Annotated in this window: 9 protein-coding genes; 1 reads left to right on the forward strand and 8 read right to left on the reverse strand. The window is 49.9% G+C overall.

The annotated features are described in order from the left end of the window. Positions 1–12: 12 nt before the first annotated feature. The 3 genes from GA003_00530 to GA003_00540 form a co-directional block, all read right to left on the reverse strand. Positions 13–2,613 (reverse strand): alkaline phosphatase D family protein, encoded by a 2,601-nt coding sequence (locus GA003_00530; protein QXD28504.1) that lies wholly within the window; start codon positions 2,611–2,613, stop codon positions 13–15. 139 nt (positions 2,614–2,752) lie between these two features. Next, complete coding sequence (gene glpK, locus GA003_00535) at positions 2,753–4,246, reverse strand: glycerol kinase GlpK (GenBank protein QXD28505.1); 1,494 nt, start codon at positions 4,244–4,246, stop codon at positions 2,753–2,755. Positions 4,247–4,599: 353 nt separating this feature from the next. After that, entirely contained in the window at positions 4,600–5,532 is a 933-nt protein-coding gene (locus tag GA003_00540) for a ThuA domain-containing protein (GenBank protein ID QXD28506.1), read from the reverse strand. 159 nt (positions 5,533–5,691) lie between these two features. On the opposite strand from GA003_00540, the gene GA003_00545 reads away from it, so the two are divergent. Next, positions 5,692–6,747 (forward strand): mannonate dehydratase, encoded by a 1,056-nt coding sequence (locus tag GA003_00545; protein ID QXD28507.1) that lies wholly within the window; start codon positions 5,692–5,694, stop codon positions 6,745–6,747. A 12-nt stretch (positions 6,748–6,759) separates the two neighbouring features. Here GA003_00545 and GA003_00550 read toward each other — a convergent pair whose 3' ends face one another. Genes GA003_00550 through GA003_00570 form a run of 5 tightly spaced genes read right to left on the reverse strand, consistent with a single transcriptional unit; the run spans position 6,760 to position 12,536 of the window. Next, complete coding sequence (locus GA003_00550) at positions 6,760–8,592, reverse strand: DUF1961 family protein (GenBank protein ID QXD28508.1); 1,833 nt, start codon at positions 8,590–8,592, stop codon at positions 6,760–6,762. Then, entirely contained in the window at positions 8,592–9,353 is a 762-nt protein-coding gene (gene madM / locus GA003_00555; protein ID QXD30302.1) for a malonate transporter subunit MadM, read from the reverse strand. Before madM ends, GA003_00550 begins: the two co-directional genes overlap by 1 nt. A 5-nt stretch (positions 9,354–9,358) precedes the next feature. Next, positions 9,359–9,739, reverse strand: coding sequence for a malonate transporter subunit MadL (madL, locus tag GA003_00560; protein QXD28509.1), 381 nt, complete (start codon positions 9,737–9,739; stop codon positions 9,359–9,361). Positions 9,740–9,757: 18 nt separating this feature from the next. Then, positions 9,758–10,471, reverse strand: a complete 714-nt coding sequence (locus tag GA003_00565) for a hypothetical protein (GenBank protein ID QXD28510.1) — start codon at positions 10,469–10,471, stop codon at positions 9,758–9,760. Positions 10,472–10,523: 52 nt separating this feature from the next. Beyond that, a complete protein-coding gene (locus tag GA003_00570) occupies positions 10,524–12,536 on the reverse strand; it encodes a carbohydrate binding family 9 domain-containing protein (GenBank protein ID QXD28511.1) in 2,013 nt (670 codons plus the stop codon). Positions 12,537–12,549: the final 13 nt, after the last annotated feature.

The following is a 12,549-nucleotide window of genomic DNA, read 5'->3' on the forward strand; positions in this document are numbered from 1 at the left end:
AGGGATTCCGTTCTAAGGTTTAGTCGCAGTCAGTCCTTCTTGGAGGTTCCATACTCCTGTACCTGGATTTCCAGTACGAAGGGTATAAGTCGAATTCAGATCAAAAATGCGAGGGCGAAACGATTCTCCGGCGGGGCGGATGGTGTACTCAATTTCACCGGTAGAATCGTTGATGACCTGGACAACGGGACTTTCGATTAAGCTAACCTCGGGGAGGTAGCCTTGAGCAGAACGGTCGTAATTATCAGTCTGCTGAATAGTGATGGGCCAGCCCGGGTAGGGTAGACCTTCCTCGCCACTTCCGCCAGGGCCTGCGTAGGAGGGCCAGGCTGTCATGGCGATGTCGTGGCTTTCCCGATGGAAGGTGACGATGCCATAGCCAGGGTTTCTGTCATAAAACCAGGATGGATTACGTTCGTTTTGTTTATAAGGATTGGCGGTGGCGAGCATGGTGAACCTGTTGCCCTGTCCGTCTTGGAATTTTCCGGTGTAGTTTTGGGGATCAAAAGCGAAGTCTGCTCCGTCGAGATTTCCGATAAAGTCTTCGTCAATGGTTCCTTGCTCTTTCGGCATCCATAAGCGCGACCATCCAGTACTGGCCGCAGGAACGCAAAACGCAACGCTTCCGCTATCGTGCTCTTCTATTCCATAACGAATCGCTGAACCGAGGTGCTGATCTCCCGCCACATGAGGAGCAAACGCTTTGCGAAGCAGGTGAACCGCACGGTCGCGGGCTTCTTGAGGCCATCCATTCGAATCCATGTCGTGGGATGGATGTGTCGCATTGGCTGGCCAGGATCCAGGGGTTGGGAAATTGGCATCCGAATAGCGATCCCAAGGTTCGTCGTTGTTGAGCCCATCGGTAGCTGCGGTTGCGAATACGGTTTGGCTGACGGCGCATTTCATCCAGGTGCCTTCCGACCAGTCGGCAGCCCATTGTTCGAGGAAGGTTTCTTGTCTCTTTCCTAGCAGTACTTCCGTGGCACTTATCTTGCGAATATGAGCTGTATCTTTGGCATAGGCGGGATCTCTGAAATAGCCGTTATAGACTTCGGTGTCAGTGTGGATATTTGCCGGTGCTGATTTCCATTTCCTGTCCTCCAATACTGCGAATGAAATGCCAGCATAACGCACATCCGTGTAATAGGTCTCGATACCTTGTTTGACCGGAGACATGTCTGGTGAAGGTGAAAGGTGCCCGCACTGGCCCTGTTGCACCAGATTCACAAACTGAGGTGGCATTTTATATCCACCGGAGTCCTGGGCCGCCGCTGCGCCCTTTTTGCTCATGTCAGCTGCTTTACCCGACTCGCCCCACACGTTGCCATGGAAAACGTCGTGATCGTCGTTGATGGTCATGCTGGCGGTGTTGGCTAACAGCTCACGAAATGCGAGTCCATGCAGGAACCAATGGTGAAAGTAATTGAGACGAGACTCCTCCAGGGGCGAAGTTACAATGCCATAACCGCCCGCTCCTTCGTAAAGTTGATCGCCCGTAAAGGCGAGAATGTCGGGTTTGATTTTCTGCATTTGGGCAACCGACCCGGCGTAAGGATAACCCGTCCAATGCATACAGTTGAAAGAGCCCAGAACGACGTCCTGCTTAAGCGGCTCAGCTCGAATAGTTCCTTCGTAATGTTGAGTGTAAGACTTCCCATCAAACCCGGTACCCTTCCAGACGATTCGGTAGGGAATATCATTTTCAATATCCCACTGAGGGACGGTGAATAGTGCCGAGCTGGAAGGGCGATGATACTTTCCGGCTGCAATGGTCTTCCATCCATTATTTTCGAAAACTTCGAGGTCCAGGGACTGTACGTATTTCTTTTCGAAGGGCGCCAATTGAGCATTCATTCGCAGCGTGCCGGAAGACGTAAGAAACTGATTGAAGGCAACGGGACCAAACTGCCGTTCCGGTGTTTCGACAATACCTGCTCCAGATGCTCTTAATTCATCAAACCAGTGGGATAGAGGCCCGGCATCATTTCCTTTGCTATCGTCAAACTGATCATCGGCATTCAATACGCCGTTGTGGGAGGTGAGTGCAAACACGCCATCGATTTGGTCCGCCGGAAACGTGTGCTTAACTGAAATGGATTCAGATTGATTGCTAGCGCTTAACGCCAATTCGATACGGTTGCCACGGGCCACCGATGACAATTTAAGAGTAAAGTCACTCCAGTCATTCAGAGTGGGTGCCTCAGCTTTCACTTGATCAATGAATAGTTTCCCGTCGGCGGTTATCCCGGCTGCAGTTCCAATGCAATGGATCATCTGGTTCTTCCAATTATCGGTGTGGATGCGATTGCCCTGCAGTCCCAGCTTGAATCCTCCCCAACCGCTCTTGCCGGACTGTAGCTGTCCCATCCGGACGCTCATGGAAAATTCATTCGAGGCGTTGATCGCATAGGTCGTAACCACGGCCGATCGATTGCCTCCTGGGTGAGTCACTTCAATCCTTCCATTGGCCTGTTGCCAATCACGGTAGGTGTTTTGCCAGAAATGTCTGCCAATCCACTTCTGGTTCACATCCTCAGACCAATTCGCAGAAAACTCTGAGGCGTAAAGGGAACTTGTTAGAAGTAGGGTAGTAAAAGCAGAAACGATCTTCATCCTGCTATTGTTTGTGAGGGGTTTAGATTACTCCAATCAAAAGTAGTTCCTGATAGCAATAGTCGCTAATCCAGTTCATTCTCGAAAACTACCCGATTCGGAAAGAGGGCCTCAGGTATATGAGAGTTTCATTGTTTGCCTATGCTTGGTCTTCCCAGCCCTTAGAGCGATCAACCGCTTTCTCCCAGCCCTTAACCAACTCAGCCTTTGTTTCATCTTTCATATCGGGCTCGAAGCGGGCATCTACTTGCCATTGCTCTGCAATTTCTTCTCTGCTCTGCCAATATCCGGTTGCAAGTCCGGCGAGGTAGGCGGCTCCAAGCGCAGTCGTTTCCGGAATGGTTGGGCGCACGACCGGTACGTTGAGTATGTCGCTCTGGAACTGCATGAGCAGAGCATTGAGTGACGCTCCACCATCGACGCGTAATTCGCTTAAGCTGATCCCTGAATCTGCTTCCATGGCTTTCAATAGATCCATCGATTGGTAGGCAATGCCTTCGAGTGCAGCCCGTGCGATGTGCCCCTTCGATGAACCGCGTGTTAGCCCAATAATGGTTCCTCGTGCATAAGGGTCCCAATGAGGTGAACCGAGTCCGGCGAAGGCAGGTACAAAATAAACGCCACCATTATCATCCACCGTTTCTGCGAGTGCCTCTACTTCAGGCGATTTCTCAATGATACCCAGTTGGTCACGTAGCCACTGAACCACCGCGCCTCCAATAAAGATACTCCCTTCAAGTGCGTATTCGACAACTCCATCCACTTTCCAGGCGACTGTAGTTAACAAATCATTCTTGGAACGAACCATCTCGGTCCCCGTATTCATTAACATAAAGCAGCCTGTGCCATAGGTGTTTTTGGCCATACCACTCTTGTGGCAGGCCTGGCCAAACAAGGCGGCATGTTGGTCGCCTGCAATTCCTGAAATGGGGATGGCGCCTCTGAAACAATCTTCCGCTGTTTCTCCATACACTTCGCTGCTACTTCTTACTTTCGGTAGTACACTTTTGGGTACATTCAATAGTTCGAGCATATCCTCATCCCAGGTCATGGCTTCTACATTAAACAGCAAGGTGCGGCTCGCGTTACTCACATCGGTAATGTGGACTTTGCCACCGGTCAGGTTCCAAACCAACCAGCTGTCGATGGTGCCGAATGCTAACTCTCCTGCTTCCGCTTTTTCTCGAGCCCCTTCCGTGTTGTCGAGTAGCCAGCGTACCTTGGATCCTGAAAAATACGCGTCCAAGACCAGCCCCGTTTTTTTCTGAATTGCATCCGCATGTCCGGCCTCTTTTAACTCCCGACAAAAGTCAGCTGTTCGACGATCCTGCCAGACGATGGCGTTGGCGATAGGATTGCCGGTTGCTCTATCCCAGATTACCGTGGTCTCACGCTGATTGGTAATCCCGATACCTGAGATGTCGGCTGCCGAGGCTCCCACTTTTTCGAGAGCTTCCCGAGCAACTGCTAGCTGGGTATTCCAAATCTCCTGGGCGTTGTGTTCGACCCAACCTGGTTTTGGGAATATCTGCTCAAATTCACGTTGCGCAACGGCTTGAATAGAACCTGCTTTGTCAAAAACAATGGCGCGTGAACTGGTGGTGCCTTGGTCGAGAGATAGAATAAATGACATAGATCGAAAAGAAGGGTTACAGACTCGTTAAGAAATTTGAAGAAGAGGTTTTTACCAAAGGGAAATGTAGATGATGGCGCCAAGGACACCTCCTAGAATAGGGCCAATAACCGGAATTCAGGCATAACCCCAATCGGAGTCTCCTTTGCCTGCAATGGGTAAAATGGTATGTGCGATTCGAGGTCCCAGGTCTCTCGCAGGATTAATAGCATATTTTCAAAGTGCCCCCTGCGTTTGCTCCGCAGCCAAGAATCATCAAAATCGAAGTGCCCAGGAGTTCAGCCAGAAAATCACTTATTGGAAAAATCATAGGAGCAAATCCACTTTCTATTCAAGGGCTTCTTATCAGCTGTTCAATGGGCACCCAGCCATTGGCAGGCATTGTCTAAAATTTGAATGATCTCCTTTTGTTTGAAAACGGGAAAGGTTTCGTGACCCGGACGAAAGTAAAAGAGCTTTCCTTCTCCGATGTTCCAGAGGACGCCGCTGCGGAATCGTTCCCCCGTTTCCCAAGTTTCTTCGAAGATGACCTCGTCCGGTTCCGGGATGTGAAAGGGCTCGTTGTACATCTCGGTGACAGGAATCGTAATGCGGTTTGGAATCCCATTGGTGAGGGGATGATCCTGTTGGGTCACACGGAGTGTACTAGGTTCTCCTGTGTTTCGCCAGTCCGGAAAACAACACCATGGTAAGTGTATAATTCCGTGAACGGCGGTTTTGCCTTTCTTGTAGCCGTAATAAGCCGGAGTAAAAACACTACCACGCATGGGAGCTGATCGTTCCTTCGGGGGACTCACTGTTTCGTAGGTGATCTTCTTCCCAGGATTGTGTTTCTGAATATAGGCCAATCCCTCTTCGATCGCCCGCTGGTTCATAAGCTCTACAAAGGGTCGTGCCCAGTGGGCTGAATGAAGGATCACCAGATTCAATTCTCCCTTTCGGACGAGCTCTGCGACTTCTTTCGCTTTGGCCCAGCTCACGTCACTGTGTCTGACGTGTCCCCACCAAAGCACTACATCTGCCCATTTTAAGTTTTCATTGGACAGGCCGTGTTCCGGATCGTCCAGCGCGACCGAACGAAAATTTAGGTTGTCCGTAACGGCATCCAACTGGGTAACAATTTCATTTCCTAACCAATTATCATACACGGGCTTTTGCTTGTCTTGGCGTTCATCCCACACGAGGACGTTGATGGTTTTTGCCGAAAGAGTTAGTTGACCGCAGAGGCAACTCAGAAGCAGGAATAGAGTGAATTTGAACATAGGTTCCGGGGTGTGAGAATTCATATGCGAATGCTTGGTGCTGAATTGAAAATCAGATACTCGACTTAGGTGTGCAAGCTTCAACAAGCCGCTGAGGGGATCTCCCTGTGATTGCGTTACTCTTGTCTATTGTTGTCCGTAAACTGGATTGCCATCGAAGGTGTATTCCTATCAATTGGATTAATGAATCCCCATACCCTATTTCTCCTGGTCTCTATTTGCACCATGTCCTTGTTTTCCGTTACGGCTTCCGACGAAGCATGGTCACCCAAAATCTCTGAGAATTTACCGGACGTAAATGAAGCAACCTTGGCCTGGTTGGCGCAGTTGGGTTGTGAATGGGTGGTTCTTCAGGGAACTGATTGGGTCGACAAAGACGGCAATGGCTACTGGACGACTGAGGAAATTGAGTTAGTTCAAGAGCGCTGTCGCGAACAGGGTCTGGAGCTTTACTCTATGATGATTCCGCTGAGTAGGTTGATGAGTCCGATGCTCGACGAAGCGGACAAGGATGTGAAAATTGAGAATGTTTGTAAAAGTATTCGTGCGGCTGGAAAACAAGGTGTTCAAATGATCGAGTGGCGCTGGTCTCCAGATTTTAAATGGGGAGATGACGTGGGTTACTATGAGGCTGAAGGGCGTGGGGGAGCTACTTACAAGGCCTTTGATTATAATGGAGCAAAAGATAAACCTCCGTTTCCAGAGTTGGGAGTTATTTCGCGCAAACAGATGTGGGATCGCCTGATATATTTTTCCAAACCCGTGATGAAAGCTGCTGAGGAAGCAGGGGTTAAAATGTCACTTCACCCAAAAGATCCTCCGGTTAAATCCATGCGGGGTATTTCGCGTGTGCTAACTAATACGGAAGAGATTCTTGAGTTTCTCAAGGTAGTCGACAGTCCGGCTAATGGATTCACTTTTTGCCAGGGGACGGTGACAGAAATGGGAGTAGACGTGATCGATGCCATTCGACGCATAAGTGGAACTGGGCGCATTCATCATGTGCACTTTCGTGCCGTGCGTGGACAGGTGCCTCAATATGTGGAAACCTTCATTGATGAAGGGGATGTAGACATGCTGGAAGCTATCAAGGCCTTCAAAGAAGTAAACTACACCGGATCGCTTGTTTCCGATCACACGCCTAAGATCACCGGTGATGTTGAATTTGGAAAGATGGGCCGGTCGTTCTCTCATGGTTATATTCGTGCGCTTGTGCATGCTGCCAATTCTGGCGAATAATGGGTCTGAGCCTCAAGGCTTTCGGATGGTTTGCGTGAATCCTGCACAATCGACTTTGAAGCCATCTGTGCCCGGTTTATATATTCCATATTTGAAGTAGGGTCCTTTCTCGTCGTTCTTACCTACATCACCAGGCCAGTCTGCGACCTGCTTGTCGTCTATCCAGACTTTGACATGTCCGGATGAGAGTGCCCGATCCGAATCAAGGCTATAGTCCGAATACCTGATCTCTACCCGGAAGTGAATCCACTGATTGATGGGAACTTCAGAGATGGGTCGTTCAAAGACAACGGCGCCTGTTTTATCTCCAAATTGTTGGAAAGGTCGAATGCCACCGGGGCGTGGTTTGGTCTTTATTCTGTTGTCTGAGCGTGGAGAAGGGTCGCTCCGAATGAGTAAGCACATGTAACCATCCTGGAATTTGAATGCGCCGATGGGGCCTCCAGCGGAACCATCGATTTTCCAGCCATTGGGTTTGCCTGTTTTGGGATCGATACCGATATGTCCTTGATCGGGATCAATGTTTATCTTTTCCAAGAGCTCAAGGTATTCCTTTTCCGGGAGAATTTTGGTTTCGCCCTCCGGTGTTTCCACCAGCGTTCGATCGGGTCGACCGTGCCATTGGGCGAAAATGCCTTTCGCGTCCGTCTTCAAAGGTTCGGGAAACCGGGCATACCAGTCGTAGGTAATCGTGTCTCCATAGGAACCCTGATCGTTATAGGCATAAATGTTTTTGGTCGCCACGAGATCATCCAGTCTCTCATCCGAAATAACTTCCAGATTGGATCCGTAACAAGTGGTTAGCTCAATGCGGTTTACATCCGGCGTCGCTGAGAAGTGGTAGACGGGGTGTCCCTTGTAGCTGTTGATCACGTTGCGTTGCAAAATGCCTTTGGGCTCACGGTTACCTACGACAATGTACATTCCGTCAACGATCTCTTCTGTCTTTGGAATGTCTTTCTGAGCTGAAAGTCGGGAAGTGATGTTCTCTCCCTTGCCGGTGTAGGTGAATGGATCTTCATGAAGTTCATACGCCTCGTAATCGTCATAGCAGCCCTTGGCTGCGGCCATCAGTCGAATGGAAAAGAATCCGTCTTCGAGTGGTTCATCGTCGGTCCAATCGATGACCGTTTCTCCGTCGCAACGAAACACGGTGCGACCGTTCCAACAGAAGAGTTCGAGCTGCACTTCTTGCTCCATAGCATACCGAGGAATGTCGCTCAGATTTTGCGAAGTAAGTTTCCGCCCTGGAGCTCGGCGCATATGGGAAGTGCCACGTGGACCCGACCAATAGCTGATGCGATAGTTGCTAAGGTCGCCGGACATGTATTGCCCCCCTAATCCGTAGCGCGGGGCCAGAGTTGGATCGAAGATACTTTCGCCACCCACACCGCGTGCGCAAAAACTGATCATATGCAGCGGGTTGGGATTGGCAGGCTGAAACTTCAAGCGGATTAAAAAATTCTCCGGATGCACCTGCTTGTTCCAATACTGCATGTGCCCGCCATTAAAACTAGAAGCCTTGGTTTTCTTCAGGATGTACTTGTCCAGATTCTCGGGTTCCTGTTCCTTTACCCACTTCTCAATAAAGGGATAATAATGGCTTCCACCCGGTTCGGTGAGGTCAATTTGATCTGCGACTGTTTCTAATTCCGGTAACCATTTGGAGTAAAGTAGAAGTCGACCGTCGTGGATCTCTGCTACGCCGGGTCCTTCCATGATCCAGTTGTCCAGCTCCTCCGTAGAATCGAATGAGCTTTGGTAAATGAGGGTGGCGGGAGTTGCCTTGGCTAAATGCGTACTAAGGATGAATGCAAAGGGGACTAAAAACTTTTTTAATGGCATCAGATTATTGAGCGTATCAGAATAAATATGACAGAGGGGCCCAGTAAGCAAGCGATTCCGGTATAGAAGGTGGCGGTCATGGCACCGTAGGGAACCAACCTGGGATCCGTGGCTGCAAGGCCACCTGAAACTCCACTCGTCGTTCCCATGAGCCCGCCAAAAATGAGTGCCGACCGTGGGTTGTTGAGCCCAATATATTTGGCCACAAAAGGTGTCATGGACATGACTAGAATCGATTTGGTCAAACCTGCCGTAATACTGAGGGCCACCACCTCCGAACTGGCTTGAAGAGCGCTTCCCGTTACAGGACCCACCAGAAAGGTAGCTGCACCCCCTCCGATGGTCGTAATGCTAACCGCATCACGGTAACCAAAGGAATAGGCCACGATCGCTCCGACAAAGAATGCTACGAATACGCCAATCAAAAGCGATAGAATGCCTGCCAGTCCTGTCTTTCTGAACACGTCCAATCTGACTCCAAAAGCAGTCGATACAATGGCGAGGTCGCGCAAGGCCGTCCCGCCGAGTACTCCGATTCCTGCAAATAACCCTATATCAGAGATGCCTTTTGACCCCCCGGTTTTGATTCCTCCGATGCAGGCCAGGGTCAATCCAATCAATATGGCAATAGATGATCCATGCACCCAACCACGCGTGAGTTTATCGGACAAAAAGTATGATACCCAAACCGTGATCCCGATAACCGCAAAAGCAGTGATCAAAGAGTACTTGGTTAAGACCTTAACTACCACATCGGTCACTTCGCTCACAAGGTTTCCTCTGGTTCAGAATCGGACTGCCCGAGTCGATTGAGGACGGGAACGAGTGCAAAGCAAACGGTTACTGATAGAGCTCCGGCTAGTATCCCCATCGGGCCGCCTTCAATAGCTGCGAGTACGTTTTGATTAGCGGCCATGGCCACCACAATCGGAATGTAGATAGCACTCCAGAAAAGAATCCCTCTCTCGGTGGGGGTTTTAATGCGACCTGTTTTTCGCAAGCGTTCTGCAATAAGTATCAGGATGAGCATAGCGATGCCAACTCCTCCCACATTGGCGTCCACACCAATGGCCATGCCCAGCCAATTTCCGAGAATGATCCCGGCCAGTAGACAGAGTGAGAGTAGGGCAGTACCGTAAATGGCCATGGAGTTTTATTGGTTATACTAATCTGAACTTCGGGTGCCGGTAAAACTGCCATCCATCGAACCTTGAGGTGCACTGACTGACATGGTGCCACTCATGGTATCACCCTCGATGGTTCCGGTGTATTTCAGTGTGAATTGATTATTGCCGGCGGTGAAACTCAGTTGATTGCCATCCACTTTGATTTCATCCATCGGCATATCCTGGCGATTATAGCCTGCGGTGTAGGTACCAGCGAGTTCTCCTGCTTCTGTGTGAATGGATACGGTGGGTTCGTAGGTACTACCATTGATGGTGAGTTTAAAATCCCAAGTCCCGACTACTGTGAGGGTCGGTTCGCGCTTGGCGGAAAAGGGAACGTCAAATGTATCACCTTGAAATTGAATATTTGCCGATCCACTCATTTCGTTACCTTTAATGTTACCCGCGTATTTTACGACTAACTGTGGGTGATTTAGTGTAAACTTTAGCGGGCCGGGAGACTCGAAGCTGACCCCTTCCAAGTCGAATGTCTCTCCGGAGACTGGAGAGTAGTAGGAGCCTTTGAGGGTATCGCCTCCCATCGTAATCGTTGCCTCAGGATAGTAAGTCTGACCCTGAGCGGAGATTTCGATATTCCACTTTCCTGTAGGATCAACTTCGGCGTGATGGGCGGCCTGAACAGAGTTAATGAGTAGGGGAAGGCCAATCAGGGTTAACCAGAGATGGGTTAAGGTAATTCGATTGATTTTCATGCATGAATGGAATCTTTGTCCGCCAAATTCAGCAAGGGAATTCAGAAGCGACTCATTTCCGACCAAACGTATACACCAGCTTTGTGAACACACTGTCCTCCGTTTCGATTGGATCTGACACGCTGTTGAATACCAGATACCATTGAAGCTTCGGTTTTATCTTCCAGGCGTAGATCAGGCTTATGTTGTGGACGTCCTTGTTCTGGTGTTGAAGAGAGGATTTGATCCACATGTCGTCGGTGAAGAAGTAATCGGCTATGATACGATTGAGCCAAATGGTTTGTTGCATGCCATTGGGTTGATCCTCGAAGCGGGCCACGTACTCCCAGCGAATCGGGAAGCGAGCGGAGGGCTGGTAGCGCTTCCCTAAGATGAGTTCATTGTAATCGGTTCCGCGAAATTCTCCTCCGGCCCAGGCCACTTCGGTGAGCTTCGAAAAATCGGTTGATTTGAAGCTAATCCCCGCTCTGGTTCGGTGGTTATCGTAGGGAGCATGGAATTCATCTCTGTGGCTTGCATTGAGTCCTACATCATTGTGAAAGATGACTTTTGAAGACAGCCCGTAATCCTCCAGAACCCGGTCGCCATCGTCATTCTGATAATGCTGGGTGTTAAAACGTACATCAAAGGATTTATACCAGGCTTGATCGGAATCGTGGCTGTAAGAAGTCGCGAAGGTGGGTCCAAAAATGTTGCGCCTAAATATCAGTCCCAGGTTGGGGTCAAACTCATCGCTGATAGCGGTGTAGGTGGTGTGAATTTCCCAGGGGTACTTCTCCCAACTCAATGATACATGACCGAGGTAATCAGTACTGTCTTTGATTGTTGAATTCGAAGGTCCCTCAATTTCGTCATCGGCGAGTGAAGCCTGATACCCCAGTCGAAAATCTTCATTGAGAAAGAAAAAGCCATCGGAACTAATAACTCGCGAAAAACCGTCATTAAACTCGGAGTTGTTCAGGTAGTAACCCAACGATGATTTGGTTCCGATATTTTGGACTGCCCGAATGACGGTCGAGTTTCCTTCCCGAGTGGAGCCGTGCACCGTGTCCCCATGAATATTCAGGAGTGCTACGTTGAAGCCTTTGTATTCCCCGCTGATTTTTGCCCCGGCTTGGATATCGGTAAATCGACGGGTGTAGTAAAGTCGATGGGGCATGCGCAGCAGTTCGGATCCTTCACTAAAGAAGGGCCTGCGCTCCGGGAGGAATCGTTCAGTATCTAGTAGTTCGATCGTGTCGGCATCCGCTTCTACCTGCCCAAAATCCGGATTCAAGGTGAGGGCGGCGATCAAGGAAGGGCTGAACCGAAAACTGGCATCCAGACCGGCCTCGAAATCGGTGTCACCCTCTCCACTCAAGTCGGCCCTGCTACTCACGTAAGGCGATAGCTCGAGATTACGTTCGAAGTGGGTGTCGGCCAAATGGAACTCAGTGGCGTGCCCGAAATTGTGCGGGCGAAAACTGTCGGTTGGATTGAAACTCCACCAACTGAATTCGTCGCGGCTTGGATTGGATCTCGAAACATTGAATCCCCAGGTCAGGTCGTCTTCCCGGTTGTAGTTGATGGCTCCATACGGAATGCGCATTTCAAATACCCAACGGTCTTCGAGTATCTTTGCCGCCAGTTCCCAATCGGCTGACCATCCGAAGGTCCAGGAATTTCCCGTAAATCCTTCCACACCATCCACCCGAGTACCCAATGGATTGGAGAAAAACCCATACTTGGTCCGATGAATATGGCTGGGTTCAATATGTATCTGAACAAAGTCGTCGGCCCGGGGGTAGCGGTCTTCACGTCGTTCGGTAGCGTGGAGTTCGGCCATATTATCGTCGAATGCTTCCACGCCAATGTAGAGCGCTTCAGGACCATAGGCGACGCGAACTTTCGTTTGCTGAGAGGCCAGTTGTTGAGTGCGTCGACTTATAAAGCCGGTCGCTACATCCGCTTTCTGCCAAAAGGGTTCGTCGAGAATTCCATCGACCACCAACGAGTCATCGACTTTTAGTGCTCTAAAGGAAGGCCGGTCGTCCTTCGATAATTCGTGGGCCGAGAGGATGGGCATTCCTATCATCACG

The sequence above is a fragment of the Opitutia bacterium ISCC 52 genome, assembly GCA_014529675.2.
Lineage (GTDB): Bacteria > Verrucomicrobiota > Verrucomicrobiia > Opitutales > UBA2995 > UBA2995.